The organism is Streptomyces sp. NBC_00271, from assembly GCF_036178845.1.
Classification (GTDB): Bacteria; Actinomycetota; Actinomycetes; order Streptomycetales; family Streptomycetaceae; genus Streptomyces.
This window is the reverse complement of the sequence record NZ_CP108070.1, coordinates 9899673-9916296: the sequence shown is the minus strand read 5'-3', so window position 1 is coordinate 9916296 and position 16624 is coordinate 9899673. Positions and strand designations below refer to the sequence as shown.

Annotated in this window: 13 protein-coding genes; 5 read left to right on the top strand and 8 right to left on the bottom strand. The window is 71.3% G+C overall.

Annotated elements, in window-relative coordinates; all coding sequences use genetic code 11:
* Positions 1 to 63: 63 nt before the first annotated feature.
* Positions 64 to 1407, top strand: a complete 1344-nt coding sequence (locus OG798_RS45130) for an amidase (protein ID WP_328758938.1) — start codon at positions 64 to 66, stop codon at positions 1405 to 1407.
* A gap of 87 nt (positions 1408 to 1494) precedes the next feature.
* On the opposite strand, the gene OG798_RS45125 is transcribed toward OG798_RS45130, so the two are convergent.
* Together OG798_RS45125 and OG798_RS45120 are read right to left on the bottom strand one after the other, a co-directional pair.
* The gene (locus tag OG798_RS45125) at positions 1495 to 1977 is read right to left on the bottom strand and encodes a GNAT family N-acetyltransferase (RefSeq protein WP_095851227.1); all 483 of its coding nucleotides are present in this window, start codon (positions 1975 to 1977) and stop codon (positions 1495 to 1497) included.
* 59 nt (positions 1978 to 2036) lie between these two features.
* Entirely contained in the window at positions 2037 to 2210 is a 174-nt protein-coding gene (locus OG798_RS45120) for a hypothetical protein (protein ID WP_165853954.1), read from the bottom strand.
* A gap of 567 nt (positions 2211 to 2777) precedes the next feature.
* Between OG798_RS45120 and OG798_RS45115 the strand changes: the two genes are divergently transcribed.
* From OG798_RS45115 to OG798_RS45100, 4 genes are all read left to right on the top strand, one after another.
* The gene (locus OG798_RS45115; protein ID WP_095851228.1) at positions 2778 to 4022 is read left to right on the top strand and encodes a permease; all 1245 of its coding nucleotides are present in this window, start codon (positions 2778 to 2780) and stop codon (positions 4020 to 4022) included.
* 105 nt (positions 4023 to 4127) lie between these two features.
* Positions 4128 to 4583, top strand: a complete 456-nt coding sequence (locus OG798_RS45110; RefSeq protein WP_120986394.1) for a hypothetical protein — start codon at positions 4128 to 4130, stop codon at positions 4581 to 4583.
* A gap of 25 nt (positions 4584 to 4608) precedes the next feature.
* Positions 4609 to 5409 carry an SDR family oxidoreductase gene (locus OG798_RS45105; protein WP_328758937.1) on the top strand — a complete coding sequence of 267 codons (801 nt, stop codon included), beginning with the start codon at positions 4609 to 4611 and terminating at the stop codon, positions 5407 to 5409.
* A gap of 67 nt (positions 5410 to 5476) precedes the next feature.
* Positions 5477 to 7093: a serine hydrolase gene (locus tag OG798_RS45100; protein ID WP_328758936.1), complete on the top strand. Its 1617-nt coding sequence runs from the start codon at positions 5477 to 5479 to the stop codon at positions 7091 to 7093.
* Positions 7094 to 7125: 32 nt separating this feature from the next.
* Here OG798_RS45100 and OG798_RS45095 read toward each other — a convergent pair whose 3' ends face one another.
* The 6 genes from OG798_RS45095 to OG798_RS45070 all read right to left on the bottom strand — a co-directional run bounded on the left by OG798_RS45095 (position 7126) and on the right by OG798_RS45070 (position 16442).
* Positions 7126 to 8649 carry an SDR family NAD(P)-dependent oxidoreductase gene (locus OG798_RS45095; RefSeq protein ID WP_257016419.1) on the bottom strand — a complete coding sequence of 508 codons (1524 nt, stop codon included), beginning with the start codon at positions 8647 to 8649 and terminating at the stop codon, positions 7126 to 7128.
* 125 nt (positions 8650 to 8774) lie between these two features.
* Positions 8775 to 10106 (bottom strand): wax ester/triacylglycerol synthase family O-acyltransferase, encoded by a 1332-nt coding sequence (locus tag OG798_RS45090; RefSeq protein WP_121414148.1) that lies wholly within the window; start codon positions 10104 to 10106, stop codon positions 8775 to 8777.
* Between the two features lie 253 nt (positions 10107 to 10359).
* Positions 10360 to 12966, bottom strand: a complete 2607-nt coding sequence (locus OG798_RS45085) for a PA14 domain-containing protein (RefSeq protein ID WP_328758935.1) — start codon at positions 12964 to 12966, stop codon at positions 10360 to 10362.
* A gap of 179 nt (positions 12967 to 13145) precedes the next feature.
* Complete coding sequence (gene glgC, locus OG798_RS45080) at positions 13146 to 14366, bottom strand: glucose-1-phosphate adenylyltransferase (protein ID WP_054234963.1); 1221 nt, start codon at positions 14364 to 14366, stop codon at positions 13146 to 13148.
* Positions 14367 to 14447: 81 nt separating this feature from the next.
* Positions 14448 to 15599, bottom strand: coding sequence for a glycogen synthase (glgA, locus tag OG798_RS45075; RefSeq protein ID WP_095851233.1), 1152 nt, complete (start codon positions 15597 to 15599; stop codon positions 14448 to 14450).
* A gap of 81 nt (positions 15600 to 15680) precedes the next feature.
* Complete coding sequence (locus OG798_RS45070; RefSeq protein ID WP_328758934.1) at positions 15681 to 16442, bottom strand: (2Fe-2S)-binding protein; 762 nt, start codon at positions 16440 to 16442, stop codon at positions 15681 to 15683.
* Positions 16443 to 16624: the final 182 nt, after the last annotated feature.

Sequence of the window (16624 nt, the reverse complement as noted above, 5' to 3'; positions counted from 1 at the left end):
CCCCGCCGCCGGGCACAGTGCTCCTCGTACTCGCCAGTAATCCCCTGTCCCCGAGGAGCACCCGTGACCAGCTGGGTCGGCCGGACCGCCACCGAGATCGCCGCAGCCGTACGCGAGAAGCGGGCCACGCCCCACGAGGTGGTGGCCGACCACCTCGCGCGGATCGACCGGCTCGACGCGCGCGTGGGTGCCTTCCGTGTCGTACGGTCCGAGGCGGCCCTCGCGGAGGCCGACGAGCTGGCCGGCCGCGCGGACCTGGCCGAACTCCCCCTCGCGGGGGTGCCCGTCGCCGTCAAGGACAACCTCGCGGTGCGCGGCGAGTCGAACCGCAACGGCTCGGCCGCGACCGCGGACACCCCCGCCGATCACGACCATCCGACGGTGGCGCGACTGCGCGCGGCGGGCGCCGTGGTCGTGGGTCTCACCAACGTGCCCGAGCTCTGTGTCTTCGGCACCTCCGAGGGTGTGCACGGCACGGCCCGCAACCCCTGGGACACCTCGCGCACGGCGGGCGGCTCCTCGGGAGGCAGCGCGGCCGCGGTCGCCGCCGGAATGGTGCCGATCGCGCTGGGCAACGACGGGATGGGTTCGCTGCGCATCCCGGCGGCCAACTGCGGCATCGTCGGCCTCAAGCCGGGCCATGGCACGATCCCGGCGGGCATCGGTCACGGCGACTGGTTCGGCATGTCGGAGAACGGGCCGCTCGCGACCACGATCGAGGACGCCCGCCTGATGTTCGCGGTCCTGTCGGACACCGAGGCGATACGCCCCTCGGGGAACCTCGTCCACAAGGTGGCCGTCTCCGTGCGCAGTCCGCTGGTCGGCGTGAGCGTCGGCCGCTCGTACGCGAACGCGGCCCGGGAGGCCGCGGAGTTGCTGGCCGGGGCGGGCCACGAGGTGCGGCCCGCCGACCCGCCGTACCCCTACTGGCTGGGCACCGCCGCGCTGATGCACTGGACGGCGGGCACCGCGGTGGACGCCGAGGACCTCGACCCGCGCCGGCTCGCCCGGCGGACTCGGGTGCACGCCACCGTGGGGCGCCGTTTCGTGGCCGGGGTACGCACGAGTGAGCGCCGCGAGCAGCTGCGCGGGCGTCTGGAACCGTTCTTCGCGGAGCACGACGTGCTGCTCACCCCGGCACTGGCCCGGCGGGGGCCGGCCGCCGCACCGTGGCACGAGCGGGGCTGGCTGCGCAATGTGCTGGTCAACACCAACTACTCGCCGCTGACACCGCCGTGGAACCTCACCGGGTGGCCCGCGATGACGGTGCCGTTCGGGACCCTGCCGAGCGGGGCCCCGGCGGCCGTACAGCTGGTCGGACGACCCGGATCCGAGCTCGAACTCCTTGAGCTCGCGGGTCAGTTGGAGGAACTGCGGCCGTGGCGGCGGACGGCGCCACTGGACTGAGGAACGACGACAGGACCTAGGAGCGCGGGGGTCTCACAGCGCTCTGTCCATGCTGGGGCTTCACAGCGCCTTGTCCATGCAGGGGCGTCACAGCGCCTTGTACATGATGTGCAGACCCACCCGCCCGTGCCGGGGGTGCTCGTAGGCGTCCGGCACGGTGCCGAGGATCGTGAAGCCGAGTGCGGTCCACAGCTTGACGGCGGGATTGGTCTCCACGACGGCGTTGAAGACCATGCCCCGGTAGCCGTCGGCCTTCGCCGCGGCGAGGATGTGCTCGGCGAGCGCGCGCCCGATGCCGAGCCCGGCGTGGTCGGGGTCGACCATGAATCCGGCATTGGCGACGCGGGCGGCGGGGCCGCCGTAGTTGGGTGTGACGTAGGCCGAGCCGACGACCGCTCCGGTGACGTCCTCGGCGACGTACACACGCTTGCCCGGTGCCATCCACAGGGCCCGGGCCGCCTCCTCGGAGGTGCCCGGGTCCCAGGTGTAGGTCTCACCCGCGGCGACGATCCGGTGCCAGAAAGGCCAGATCCGCGGCCAGTCCTCGGCCGCGGCTTCTCTGATCAGCATGGACGTGAGTCTGACACGCCCATGCCGTCAGCGATCGCGATGAGTCCCGCCGCGAGCGGTCAGTCCACGCTGGGCAGGATGTGGGGCTCGGCGAGGTCGTCCTCGTACCCCGCCAGGCGGATCGGGGCGGACCTGGCCCACACGTCGAGGCTGCCGAGCTTCTTCTCGGGCCGGCCTCCGCGCTCCGTGCGTTCCTTGGGGCGCTGATCGCGATTCGTCTTCTCCGGTGTCACCGCGCACTCCTTATGTGTCGGGTCACCCTCGGGACGTACAGGGCCAGTCTGCTTCCGGTCGCCTGACATCCCCTCGGGTCTGAGTCGAAGGCAGTTAAGGACGCGGTGGCGCCGGTAACTCGTGTGAGAGCAGTCCGTGGTGACCGGCTGTCCCGGGACGGACCTTGGGTGTGGGTGGAACCCCTGCAGGCTGTCCGTCCGGTACAGGGTAACCAAATGAGCGGGTGCCCGCTCGATGGGGCTGAAAACACGAGGTAACCGTCTCGCGTCGTTCAGTGTCCATCGGACCTCGATCTGGGTCTATTTGATGATGTATCCCCCCTCGCACGCCACCCGTTCGGCATAGCGCCACTCCTCCCGCGACCAGGGCGGGAAGACTCAACCCGGCGCCCGGACAGGGATGATGGGCCGACCCGCGGAGCCCCGCCCCCTTTGGGGACGACCCTCCAAAGTCTTTGCGGAACCTTGAACCGGCGTGACCCGCCCGACCGCCACCCGGCATCTGATACCCCTAGGGGGTATAGTCCCCGATGAATCGGGGAAGCCGGACGGGAAAGAGTGAGGCCGATGCCCGCGATCCTGCACGCACTGTCCATCACCGGGTCGATGACCTGGGAGATCACCTGGGCGCTGATCCTGGGATTCGGCCTCTCCGCCGTCGTCCAGGCCGTGGTGCGCCGCGCGACGATCGTGCGGCTGCTCGGTGACGACCGGCCGCGGACGCTCACGCTGGCCGCGGGGCTCGGCGCGGCGTCCTCGTCCTGTTCGTACGCGGCCGTCGCGCTGGCGCGCTCGCTGTTCCGCAAGGGCGCGAATTTCACCGCGGCGATGGCGTTCGAGATCGCCTCCACCAATCTGGTCGTCGAACTCGGCGTGATCCTGGCCCTGTTGATGGGCTGGCAGTTCACGGTCGCCGAATTCGTCGGCGGCCCGATCATGATCGTGGTGCTGGCCGTGCTCTTCCGGATCTTTCTGCGCGAACGACTGTTGCGCGAGGCCCGGGAGCAGGCGGAGCGCGGGCTCGCCGGGTCGATGGAGGGGCATGCCGCGATGGACATGTCGATCCAGACGGAGGGCTCGTTCGCGCGGCGGCTGCTCTCGCGCGACGGCTACACCTCGGTCGCACACGTGTTCGTCATGGAGTGGGCGGCGATCCTGCGCGACCTGGTGATCGGCCTGCTGATCGCGGGCGCGATCGCGGCCTGGGTGCCCGACGCGTTCTGGCAGTCCCTCTTCCTGGAAGGCCACCCGCTCGCCGCGAAGCTGATCGGCCCCCTGATCGGCCCGCTCGTGGCGATCGCCTCGTTCGTCTGCTCCATCGGAAACGTGCCGCTGGCCGTCGTGCTGTGGAAGGGCGGGATCAGCTTCGGCGGTGTGGTCGCGTTCATCTTCGCCGACCTGCTGATCCTGCCGATCCTGAACATCTACCGGAAGTACTACGGACTCCGCATGACCGGGTTCCTCCTGGTCACCTTCTACGCCGCCATGGTGCTCGCCGGATACGTCGTGGAGTTCCTCTTCGGCGGCCTCGGGCTCATCCCCGACCAGGCCGACGCGACGATCCCCATGGAGGGTGTCTCCTGGAACTACACGACCTGGCTGAACATCGCCTTCCTGCTGCTGGCGGCGGCCCTGGTGTGGCGGTTCCTGCGCACGGGCGGCCCGGCGATGCTGCGGATGATGGGCGGGGCACCGGAGCCGGAGGGCCACGGGCACGGGAGTGCGGGGACGGAAGGCCACCACCACGGCGCACCTGCGCCGGAAGGCCACGGGCACGGGGCTCCGGGGGCCGAAGGCCACGGGCACCACTGAACACGGCGCGCAGTTCAGGTCCCGTTGGCCGATTCGCAAGGCAGCCATGATCTGCTGGCGCCCGGAAACGGCTTTTCCCGCGGGAGGACTCGGGAGGACTGACGCATGGAGCTGCGCAGCGTCGAGGAGCTGATGGATCTGCTGCACGCCTGCCGGGGCGCCCGGGAGACCCCGGGCCGCTGTGGCGGCCGAGTGGATCTGCACGACCACGCCCTGCAGACCGCCGCGCTCCTGCGCCGAAGTCGTCCCGCGGACAAGGAGCTCCAGGTGGCGGGCCTGGTCCACGCCGTAGGGCAACTGCTGCGGCCCGGCGACACGGCAGGACACGCCGACCTGGCGGGGGACCTGGTCCGGCCGCTGCTCGGCGAGCGGGTCTCCCGGCTCGTCCGGCTGCACGCCGGCGGATGGGCCGACGACGCGGACGCCGACGACGTGCTGAGCCTGCGCCACGCGGACGAGTCGGGCAGGGTCCCCGGTCTCGACGCCGGGGTCCTGGAGGACTGGCGCACGGTGCTGGAGCTGGTGGCGGCGCAGCACTCGCGACTCGGGGCTGTTGACTGACGGTCCGTCATGAGACGGTACGCGGATGACGACGCCGTACGGGCTTGAGGGCAGGAGCGCCATCGTCACCGGGGCCTCGCGCGGGATCGGTCTCGCCGTCGCCGAGGAGCTCTCCCGGGCGGGGGCGCGGGTGTGTGTGGCGGCCCGGGACCCGGACGCGGTCGGCCGGGCCGCCGAACGGCTCGGCGGCGTCGGACTCGCGGGCTCGGTGGCCGATCCGGCGCATCTGCGGGAGCTGACCGAGCTGGCACTGCGGGAGTTCGGGCGCATCGACGTCGTGGTGAACAACGCCGCGACCAACCAGCCGTACGGCCCGCTCATGGATGCCGATCCGGACCGCTGGCGCGAGGCGTTCACGGTCAACGTGGAGGCCCCGCTGCGGTTGGTGCAGTGTGCCTGGCGGGCCTGGATGGGCGAGCACGGCGGCGCGGTCGTGAACGTGTGCACGGAGGGCGCCGGGCATGTGGGGCCGAACGTGGGGGCGTACGGCACCAGCAAGGCGGCCCTCCTCCACCTCACCCAGCAGCTCGCCGGCGAACTCGCCCCGAAGGTGCGGGTGAACGCCGTCTCCCCGGGGCTCGTCCGCACCGAGATGGCCCGGTTCGTCTGGGAGAACGCCGAGGACGAGCTCGGCGCGGGCCTCCCGCTGGGCCGGATCGGCCGGCCCGAGGACATCGCGCGGGCGGTGGTCTGGCTGGCCTCGGACGCGGCCGGGTGGATCACGGGCGCCGATCTGCTGGTCGACGGAGGCACCCGGGTCCGGTCCGCGCACTCCGCCGCCGACCCCGTCCACGCACGCCTGCGGACGCGCGCGCCCGACGCATGACGGCCATGCCGGCTCCCACCCGCCCCCCGCAGGTCTCCGCAGGACAAAGCCTGACAGAGCGCGTTCAATGGTGACCATGGGTGTGCGGCGACGGGCGGGACACCACCGATGCGCGGCGCTGATCGCAGCCGCCGCGATCTCCCTGCTCGGCGCGAGCCACACCCCCTGCGCCGTAGCGGCGGCCCCGCCTCCCCAGCCGCCCCCGCAGCTCACCCGGGCCGACGTGGACGATGCCGTCGGCAAGCTCGACGGCATCGTGCGGGACGCCATGAAGAGGACCGGCGTCCCCGGCGTCGCCGTGGCCGTCGTCCACAAGGACCGCGTGGTCTATCTCAAGGGCTTCGGCGAGCGTCGGGCGGGACGGTCCGGGGCCGTCGACCCGGACACCGTCTTCCAGCTCGCGTCCTTGTCCAAGCCGCTGGCCTCGACCGTCGTCGCGGGGGTCGTCGGCGGCGGGACGCTCGCCTGGGACGACCCCGTCGCGGCGCAGCTGCCCGGCTTCGCCCTCAAGGACCCCTGGGTCACGGCGCACGTCACGTACGCCGACCTCTTCTCCCACCGCAGCGGCCTGCCCGACCACTCCGGTGACCTCCTCGAAGACCTCGGCTACGACCGGACGTACATCCTGGACCACCTGAAGTACGAGCCGCTCGGCCCGTTCCGCGCCAGTTACGCCTACACCAACTACGGGGTCACCGCCGCGGCCCAGGCGGTCGCGAACGCGAAGGACACGTCCTGGGACAAGCTCTCCCAGGACACGCTGTACGGCCCCGCAGGCATGAAAAACACCAGCTCCCGCTTCTCCGACTACGACCGGGCCGAGGACAAGGCCGTCACCCATGTGAAGAACGCGGACGGCACCTGGCAGCCGAAGTACGTCCGGGACGCCGACGCCCAGTCGCCCGCGGGCGGCGCGAGCTCCACGGCCCGCGACATGGCCACCTGGATGCGACTGCAACTGGCGAACGGGAAGCTGGACGGCAGGCAGGTCATCCCCGCCGCACCGCTGGAGCGCACCCACCTGCCCGAGATCGTCGCCCAGCCCCCGCAGGCCCCGGCGGGCCGCGCGGGCTTCTACGGCCTCGGCTGGAACGTCGGCTACGACGACCAGGGCCGGCTGCGCCTCAGCCACTCCGGCGCGTTCGAACTCGGCGCCAACACCGATGTGACGATGCTGCCCGGCGAGCAGCTCGGCATCACCGTCCTGACCAACGGGGCGCCGGTGGGCCTCGCCGACTCGGTCGCGCTGAACTTCTTCGACACCGCCCAGTACGGGAAGCCCACGACGGACTGGCTGCCCCTGGTCGACCGGGTCTACCAGCAGCAGGAGCAGCAGGGCCGCTCCCCCACCGACTACGCCAGACCCCCGCGGAACGGGGCCGTGGCCCGCGCCGCCGACACGTACACGGGCACGTACGACAACGCCTACTACGGACCGCTGACCGTCACGGCAGCCCACGGGGAACTCAGCATGAGCCTGGGCCCGAAGCACACCACCTTCCGGCTCACCCACTACGACGGCGACACCTTCGGTTTCCGGACCGTCGGCGAGAACGCGACCGGGCTCTCGGGGGTGACCTTCAAGGTCGGTGCGGGTTCACCGGGGTCCGGCGGCTCGAAGGCGTCGCGGGTGACCGTCGAGGCCTGGGACCACGACGGCCTGGGCACCTTCACCCGTGGCTGAGGGCGCGGTTTCACCCGTGGGTGAGGGCGCGGTCACCACTTGCCGGGCGCGTAGTCCTTCATGAAGACGCCGTACAGGTCCTCGCCCTGCTCGCCGCGCACGATCGGGTCGTACACCCGGGCCGCGCCGTCGATCAGGTCGAGCGGGGCGTGGAAGCCCGCGTCGGCGAGACGCATCTTGTCGGGGTGCGGGCGCTCGTCGGTGATCCAGCCGGTGTCGACGGCGGTCATCAGGATGCGGTCCTTCTCGAACATCTCCTGGGCGCTGGTGCGCGTGAGCATGTTCAGGGCGGCCTTGGCCATGTTGGTGTGCGGGTGGCCCGCGCCCTTGTAGCCGCGGTTGAAGACGCCCTCCATGGCGGAGACGTTCACGATGTACGTGCGGTCGGCACCGGAGGCCGCCATCGCCGCGCGCAGCCGGCTGATCAGGATGAAGGGGGCCGTCGAGTTGCAGAGCTGGACCTCGAGGAGCTCGACCGGCGTGACCTCCTCGACCGACTGGATCCAGCTGTTGGTGTCGTGCAGGTCGGGCACGAGGCCGCCCGCGTCGATGGCCGTACCGGCCGCGATCCGCTCCAGGGAGGCCGAGCCGGACACCAGGGCCAGGTCGGTGACGTCCTGCGCGGTCAGCGCGCCGCCCCCGGCGACCGGGAGCGCGGCCACCGCGCCGGAGCCGAAGGTGCCGATGACCTCGGCGGGCGGCAGCTCACCGGCGGGCAGCGGGCCGGACTCGGCGGCGAGCAGCTCGCTGTAGGCACCCGGGGAGCGGCGAACGGTCTGGGCGGCGTTGTTGATCAGGATGTCCAGCGGGCCCTCGGCGGCGACCGACTCGGCCAGGGCCACGACCTGCGCCGGGTCGCGCAGGTCGATGCCGACGATCTTCAGGCGGCCGATCCACTCGTCGCTGTCCGGCATGGCCTTGAAGCGGCGGATCGCGTCGTTCGGGAAGCGCGTGGTGATGGTGGTGTGCGCGCCGTCGCGCAGCAGCCGCAGTGCGATGTACATGCCGATCTTGGCGCGGCCGCCGGTGAGCAGGGCGCGCTTGCCGGTGAGGTCGGCGCGGGCGTCGCGGCGGGCGCGGTTCTCGGCGGCGCAGTCCTGGCAGAGCTGGTGGTAGAAGTAGTCGACCTCGACGTACCGCTTCTTGCAGATGTAGCAGGAGCGCGGGCGCTGGAGTATCCCCGCGATCTCGCCGGCGTCGGTGACGGACGAAGGCAGGATGCCCTCGGTCTCGTCGTCGATGCGCTGGGCGGAACCGGTCGCGGTGGACTCGGTGACGGCCTTGTCGTGGGCGGTCTTGGCGGCCCTGCGCTCCTGTCGGCGGCGCTGCTTGACCGTGCGGTAGACGCCCGCGGTGGCGCGGCGCACGGCGATGGCGTCCGGGTGGTCGACCTCGATCTTGTCGAGCTCGTCGAGCACGCCGAGGCAGACGGCCAGCCGCTCCGGGTCGATGCCCGGCCCGTAGGAGACCGCCTCCCCGTCCACGGCGGAAGCCGCCCGGTCGTCCTCAGCCGTGTCCACGGCGAGAGCCGCCTGGCCGTCCTCTGTCACCGTCATCGCGTGTGCCGTTCCTCGGGTCTCGCGCCGCGCTCGAACCGCGCTCGCTTTCGAAGGCGGAATTTTACGGAGCAAGAGGGCAAGGCGCCAAACCCGAGATGATCAACGGTCCCCCGCGGGCCGTTTCAGGGGCCGCAGGCGATGATCAGCGTCTCCACCTCCTCGGTCAGCGCGCGGGCCAGCCGGTTCAGGTCCGGCACGGCCTGTGCGTCGGCGACGAGCCCGTAGTGGACCCGTCCGCGATACGTCGACACGGCCACCGCCAGCGCCTGGCCGCGGGCCAGCGGGGCGAGCGGATAGACCTCGGTGAGCGGGCAGCCGCCGAGCTTCAGACCGAGGCTGGGCAGCGGCACGCTGGTGACCAGGATGTCGAAGAGCAGCCGGGCCGCCTGGCCGACGACGGGACCGCCGAGGCGGTGACCGAGCGGCGGCACATGGTCGGCGAGCAGCGCGACGGCGCCCGCTCCCCGGTTGGGTCCCGCGTCCTTGTTGGCGTCCATCGCCGTACGCACCGAACGGAGTCGGCCGAGCGGGTCCGGGTCGTCGACGGGAAGCCGTATCAGGTAACCGGAGAGCCGGTTGCCCTGCGGGTGCGCGGTGCGCGGGCGGCGCCTGGAGACGGGGATCAGGGCGCGGGGCGCGACTCCCTCGCTGCTGTCGCCGCGCTCGTCGAGCCAGTTGCGCAGGGCTCCCGCAACGACGGCGATCAGGACGTCGTTGACGGTGCCGCCGACGCTCTTGCGGACGCGGTGCACATCGTCCAGGTCGAGGGCGACGCCCGCGATCCGGCGGGTGCCGGTGGGCTGCGAGGTGAGGGCGGGCGAGGAGCGGGCGCCGAGGGTGGCGCGGGCGACGGAGCTGCCGATGTCGAGGGCGCGGCCCAGGTCGGAGAGGGTGCCTCGCACCAGGTCGGGCAGTTTGCGGACGTCCGGGAGGAGTCCGCGGGGCGGATCGGCGGGGCGCGGGCGGGGCTCGGGCAGGTCCAGCGGGTCCATGAGGGCGGCGGCGAGCATCAGTGCCCGCAGGCCGTCGGCCAGCGCGTGGTGGAACTTGAAGAACACCGCGAACGAGGTGCCGTCCTCGCCGGGCAGGACGTGCGCCTCCCACGGGGGCCGGCCGCGCTGGAGCGGGCGTTCCATGAGCCGGCCCGCGGCGGCGGGGAAGTCCGCGGTCGGTGCGTGCAGCCGGACGTGGTTGAGGGGTTCGAAGTCCGGCGCGGGTTCCCGGGCCGCGCTCCCGAAGTGGGGCGGGAAGGCGAGGGGCTGCCAGACGTCGCGGATCCGCATGCGCAGCCCGGGCACCCCGGCCGCGCGGACCGCGAGCAGTTCGGCGGCGTGCGCGCCCGCGGTCGGCGAGTGCGCGGAGAAGACACCGAGGGCGCCGAGGTGCATCGGGTGCTGGGCGGACTCGATGTTCCAGAACGCCAGGTCGAGTGGTGCGAGGAGATCAGGAGTCAAAGGCTTGCTCTCGCTTCGACGACAGGGTGAGCAAGCAGTCAAACCCCGACAGGCGATTACGGTCAAGTACGATCAAGCTACGCTCAGTTAACAGCAGATTAAGTCCCGCCCCCCGCGAAAGGGGCGGGACACAAGGGGCACGTGAGATCGGCTCAGGATAGGCGTCCCGACCGCGGCACGCGCGCCGACGCGCGAAGGACCGGAACGCCGGGTCGTTCGAAGGACCGCGAAGGCCCTCGAAGGACCCGAGGTGTCAGGTTGCCGGGCAGCCCGTGGGGGTCGCCCGGGACGCGTCGGCGATCAGCGCCTCGTGCGCCGCCCTCAACCTCCCCACGTCCGGCTTCACGACCTTGCGGTCATAGGTGAGGAGACCGTTCAGCTCGCCCTCCACGTCCGAGATCTGGGTGTAGACGGCGCCGTTGCTCCCCCGGCACGCGAGGGCGCGTACCTCGGCGAGGCGGGCGAGGTAGTCGTCGGTGTACGTCGACGGGTCCACGTCCACGTACGACTGCTGGACCGACCAGGCGTGCCCGGGCACGGCGAGCCCCAGGCCCCCGTACTCGCCGCTGACGAGCGCGCGTCTGCCGTCGGGAGCCGGTGGCAGCGCGGGGCTCGGATAGCCGTGTTCGTCCATGATGTCGCCGGTGCCGCCGTCGGCCCCCAGGTTCAGCCCCGACATGCCGTTGACGAGCCGGGTCGGATCCCAGGCCTTGGCCTGGTCGGCGATGCGACCCTCGTCGTACTGGCCCCAGCCCTCGTTGAAGGTCACCCACATCACGACCGACGGACTGCTGATGTGCTGGTCGATCATCAGTTTCATCTCGCGCTCGTACTCGGCGCGGGCCGCGGCGCTCGGATTCACCCCGGCGGTCATGGCGGGCATGTCCTGCCAGACCAGCAGGCCGAGCCGGTCCGCCCAGTAGAACCAGCGGTCGGGCTCCACCTTGATGTGCTTGCGCACCGCGTTGAAGCCCATCTCCTTGTGCATGCGCAGGTCGTACGCGAGGGCCTCGTCCGTCGGCGCGGTGTACAGACCGTCGGGCCAGAACCCCTGGTCGAGCGTGGCCATCATGAAGACGGGCTTGCCGTTGAGGACGGTGCGCGGGGTGCCTTCGACCTTCTCGACGGAGATCGAGCGCATCCCGAAGTAGCTGCCGACGCGGTCGCGCCCGACGCTCACCCTGAGGTCGTAGAGGAAGGGGTCGTCCGGCGACCAGAGGCGCGGATGGGCGATCTTCAGGGTCAGCGGCTGTCCGGTGCGGCCGGTGACGGTGGCGACCTTCCGCCCTCCCTCGTACGCCGTCGCCGTGACCGGCAGCCCGTCGCGCACGCCCTTCGGTTCCATGGTGAGCCGGCCGCCGTCGACGTCCGGGGTGAGCTTGAGCGAGTCGACGTGGTCCGGGGCGACCGGCTCCATCCACACCGTCTGCCAGATGCCAGAGGTCGGGGTGTACCAGATCCCGCTGGGGTCGAGGCGCTGCTTGCCGAGCGGCGGGTTCTCGCCGGACGCGGCGTCGGTCGGGTCGTACACGCCGACGATCAGCTCCTGGGTGCGGCCGGGCTTCAGCGCGTCGGTGACGTCGACGCCGAACCTGTCGTAGCCGCCCCGGTGTTCGGCGACCCTGACCCCGTTGACGTACACCTCGGACTGCCAGTCGACGGCACCGAAGTTGAGCAGGAGCCGTTGGCCCGAGCCGATGTGCCAGTCGGTCGGGACGGTGAAGGTGCGGCGGTACCACATGCGGTCCTCGTGGCGTTCGACGCCGGACAGCTGGGACTCCACGGGGTACGGGACGAGGATGTGCTCGCCGAGCGTCTTCCCGACCGGAGGCTGCTCCCCCGCGGTGGCGGCGGCGAACTGCCAGCGCCCGTTGAGGTTGCGCCAGGCGTCGCGCGTGAGCTGGGGGCGGGGGTATTCCGGCAGGGCGTTGTCCGGCCCGACCTCGTCGGCCCACTTCGTGCGCAGCTCGTACGTGGAGCGGTTGGGGCCGCTGCTCCAGAAGGCGCCGATCGTCTTGCCGTCCCCGGCGGCGGCGAGGCCGCCCGTGCCGTCGTAGCGCAGGTCGGCGTTGCCGCGCGCGCTGCCGGTCTTGTTGCCGACGACCGGCTCCTTGAGCGTGACGAGGAGGGATCTGGAGTCGGCGGGGTCCAACTCGGCCGCTCCCAAGGGCCACTTGGCGCCACCGATGACGGCCTGGAGGTGGTCGACCACGGCGGCCGGGGGCGCGGACAGTTCCCGTGCGAAGTCGAGCCTGAGGGTGCGGCCGTCCGGCTGGACGGTGGTCGCGAGGGCGCCGTCGTAGTCGTAGCCGTCGGGCAGCAGGAACGCCGACTGCGGGATCGTCACCTTGGCGCCGCCGGGTTCGGTCCAGCGCAGATGGAGGTTGGAGCCGCCGTAGTGCTCGAAGTACTCGAGCTTGAAGTCATAGGCGTGACCTGCCGTCAGATCGATGGGCTCGGAGGTCTGTTCGCGATCCCAGTCGTCCACCCAGTGGTCGATGACGGGTCTGCCGTCGATCCAGAGGCGGAAACCGTTGTCGCCGATGATCGAGAAGGTGGTGGGTCCGCTCTTCTCCGGTACGAGTGTGCCGGTCCAGCGGACACTGACATCGTTGTCCTGGCCCGTGGCGAAGCGCAGCCGGGGTTCCAGGTCGTCGAAGTCGAGTTGTGGGTCGAAGCCGGTGGCCTTGAGTTCGTGGAAGTCGAAGGCGCCGGGGGCGGACTGCGTGTAGTAGTCGCCCTTCAGTCCGTGGACCGCGACGGGATCGTCGGCCGCGGCGGGCACGGAGGCGAGTCCCGCGGCACCGAGGGCCGCGGCGAGCAGTAACGCGAGTCGGTCTCTGAGTCGTCCGAAACGCACGGATCCTCCTCTTTGAGGATGGGCGTGGGGCGGGTGGCGCGGCTCTTGCTCAGATGGAACAACGTTGTCACCAACGGCAGTTGGCATGACAACACGGGGTTCCACTTCCTGTCCAGGGGCATGACAACGGCCCCGGTGGGCACGGACGCGCCGGGGCCGTCGCCGGTCACCGTCGGCCACTACGGCACGATCCGGCCCTTGCCCAGCGCGATCACTCCGCCCTTGGAGACCGTGTAGAGATCCGCGTCCCGCTCGGGGTTGACGCCGATCGTCGCGCCCGGCGGCACCTCGACGTTCTTGTCGAGAACCGCGCCGCGCACCACCGCACCCCGCCCTATGTGGACGTTGTCGTGCAGGATCGAGCCCTGGACGACGGCTCCCGGGTCCACCACGACACCCGGCGAGAGCACGGACCGCGTGACCTGCCCCCGGATCAGACTGCCCGCGCTGACGATCGACTCGCTCGCGATGCCCCCGGCGTTGAATCGCGCCGGGGAGAGCTGTCCGGAACTGGTGTAGATGGGCCAGCTGCGGTTGTAGAGGTTGAAGGCGGGGCGTTCGGCGATCAGGTCCATGTGGGCGTCGTAGTAGGCGTCGAGGGTGCCCACGTCACGCCAGTAGCCCTGGTCGCGGGTGGTCTCGCCGGGCACGTGGTTGTCGCTGAAGTCGTAGAGCTGCGCCTCGCCGCGGTCGGTGAGCATGGGCAGAATCGATCCGCCCATGTCGTGCACCGAGTGCACGTCCTCGGCGTCCCGCTGGAGCGCCTCCACCAGAGCCTTGGTGGTGAAGATGTAGTTGCCCATCGAGGCGAAGACGCACTCCGGGTCGTCGGGCAGGCCCGGCGGGTCGGCGGGCTTCTCCAGGAAGCCCTCCACGGTCTGCCCGTCGGAGCCGGGGCTGATGACCCCGAAGGAGGACGACTCGGCGCGCGGCACCCGTATCCCGGCGACGGTCACACCCGCGCCGCCCTCGATGTGCTGGGCGAGCATCTGCCGGGGGTCCATGCGGTAGACGTGGTCGGCGCCGAACACCGCGATGTAGTCCGGCCGTTCGTCGTGCACGAGGTTGAGGGACTGCAGGATCGCGTCCGCGCTGCCCAGATACCAGCGCGGGCCGAGCCGCTGCTGGGCCGGGACCGGTGTGACGTAGTTGCCGAGCAGACTCGACATCCGCCAGGTCGTCGTCACATGGCGGTCCAGGGAGTGCGACTTGTACTGCGTCAGGACGCAGATGCGCAGGATGTCGGCGTTGACGAGATTGGAGAGTACGAAGTCCACCAGGCGGTACGTCCCGCCGAAGGTGACCGCGGGTTTCGCGCGGTCCGCGGTGAGGGGCATGAGCCGTTTGCCCTCTCCACCCGCAAGGACGATTCCCAGTACCGAAGGTCCACCGCGCCGCATGCCGCCGCCCCTCTGAGCCCGGTCGAGCCGCGCCCGCTGTGCCGGGCCGGCCCCGTTGCTTGAACTGCACCTGTCCGATGGTTACCCCGGTTTGAGAACTTCCTCGTAAAGCTGGACGGTCCGCCGGGCCACCGCGTCCCATCCGAACTCCCGCACCGCGCGCTCCCGTCCGGCCTCGCCCATCCGCCGGGCGGCCCGGGGGTCGGCGAGCACGGAGTCGAGGGCGAGCGCCAGACCCGCCTCGAAGTTCTCCTCCACCGGCACCAGGACACCCGTCACGCCGTCCTCGACCACCTCGGGTATCCCTCCGACCCGCGATGCCACCACGGCCGTTCCACAGGCCATCGCCTCCAGGTTGACGATGCCGAGCGGCTCGTACACCGAGGGGCAGACGAAGACGGCGGCGTGCGTGAGGAGTTGGACGACGTCCGGGCGGGGCAGCATCTGCGGGATCCAGTGCAGGCCCCGGCGTACGGCGCTCAGTTCCTGGAAGAGATCACGGAACTCCCGGTCGATCTCGGGGGTGTCGGGGGCGCCCGCGCACAGCACCACCTGCACGGCCGGGTCGAGGTCCCGTACCGCGCGCAGCAGGTGGGGCACGCCCTTCTGGCGGGTGATGCGGCCGACGAACAGGACGTAGGGGCGGCCGGTGTCGATGCCGATGCGCTCCAGGACGTCCGTGCCGTGGTCCGGCCGGTAGAGGGCGGTGTCGATGCCGTTGTGCACGACACGCACCTTGGCCGGGTCCAGGGCGGGATAGCAGGTGAGGATGTCCTCGCGCATGGCGCCGGAGACGGCGATGACGGCGTCGGCGGCCTCGACGGCGGTGCGCTCGGCCCAGCTGGACAGGGCGTAGCCGCCACCGAGCTGCTCGGCCTTCCAGGGACGCAGCGGCTCCAGGGAGTGGGCGGTCATGACGTGCGGGATGCCGTACAGAAGCTTGCCGAAGTGGCCGGCGAGGTTGGCGTACCAGGTGTGCGAGTGGACGAGTTCGCGGCCCTCGAGGGCGGCGGCCATGGCGAGGTCCACGGAGAAGGTGCGCAGCGCGTCGTTGGCGCCGTCGAGCGAGGACCAGGACCGGTGGCGCACGACGCCGCCCGCGGCGCCCTCGCCCCAGCAGTGCACGTCCAGGTCCGTGAGGGTCCGCAACTCCCGGGCGAGGAACTCGACATGGACGCCCGCGCCGCCGTACACGTCCGGCGGGTACTCCCGGGTCAGCAGTCCCACTCGCACGCAGAGCCCCCCGTCGTACCGGATACCGGCTGGTGCCTTTCATGGTCACCCAGAAGGGACGCTTGGGGAAGACCGCGGTGCTCAGCGGCGGCCCGGAGCCCCGCCCGGCGTCCGGCCCGGCGGGCGGTCGAAACAGCAGTCGCCGCAGAGGCCGCCGCCGGGGAGCCGGTAGTAGAGGCAGCAACTGCGGCGGCGCAGGGTACGGGGGTCCACGGTCGCGGACAGGTCGGGATGCGTGAACAGGTCGGCGGCGAGGGCGCGGGCCCGATCGGCCACGTCCGTACGGCCGTTGGCCTCGGCCCAGCGGTGCAGCTGGCGCCAGGCACCCGTGAGCGCCGAGCCCGCGTTCCCCCACAACAGGCCCTCCGACATGCGGTGTCGGGTGCGCAGAGCCGCCGCCAGCGGGGCGAGGTGGCCGTCCCGTACGACCTCTCCGACCGCCGCCACTGGCAGGGCGCGTACCTCGGACAGCCACAGGTCGTCCGGAGCGCTGCCGTCCGGATCCCACCGCAGCAGCCCCGGGTCGAGGTCCGGCAGCTGCCCGTACAGCGCGGCGGCACCGAGCGAGACCGACCACAGACGGGCCGCGAGTCCCTGCTGCGCCACCGAGACCGCGATCCGGGGCTCGGGCGCCCGCAGACTCGCCGCGACCTTCCGGACGCGAAAATTCAGAGGATCCGACCAGACATCTCTGGGATCATCGTCTCGGGGAGACGCGTACGCCTGTGCGAGCGTCGGCAGCGGAGCACACGGCGGTACGCCGGTGTGTAGTACGAAGAAGCCGCCGAGCGAGCCGAGCGCCGAGAGTTCCGGGTCGAGGTCCACGAACAGCAGTAGTACCAAGCCCCCTAGGGGTTCTCACCGGAGGGTCTCCCTCTCATGTCGCCCACCCAGGGGAGGACATGGGGCGAGTCGTACTCCATCGGCAGTACTACTCATTGCCTGCTCAGGTACGACGACGTGAACGGATGCGCGAGGCATCGTAGTGGGTATGAAGGCCGATCGTTCGCCGCGCCGGGCACAGC

What these genes read in the sequence shown, in the direction of transcription:
- OG798_RS45125 (WP_095851227.1), bottom strand. Translation starts at nt 1,977, where the DNA reads ATGCTGATCAGAGAAGCCGCGGCCGAGGACTGGCCGCGGATCTGGCCT.
- OG798_RS45115 (WP_095851228.1), top strand. Translation starts at nt 2,778, where the DNA reads ATGCCCGCGATCCTGCACGCACTGTCCATCACCGGGTCGATGACCTGG.
- OG798_RS45110 (WP_120986394.1), top strand. Translation starts at nt 4,128, where the DNA reads ATGGAGCTGCGCAGCGTCGAGGAGCTGATGGATCTGCTGCACGCCTGC.
- OG798_RS45105 (WP_328758937.1), top strand. Translation starts at nt 4,609, where the DNA reads ATGACGACGCCGTACGGGCTTGAGGGCAGGAGCGCCATCGTCACCGGG.
- OG798_RS45100 (WP_328758936.1), top strand. Translation starts at nt 5,477, where the DNA reads ATGGTGACCATGGGTGTGCGGCGACGGGCGGGACACCACCGATGCGCG.
- OG798_RS45095 (WP_257016419.1), bottom strand. Translation starts at nt 8,649, where the DNA reads ATGACGGTGACAGAGGACGGCCAGGCGGCTCTCGCCGTGGACACGGCT.
- glgC (WP_054234963.1), bottom strand. Translation starts at nt 14,366, where the DNA reads ATGCGGCGCGGTGGACCTTCGGTACTGGGAATCGTCCTTGCGGGTGGA.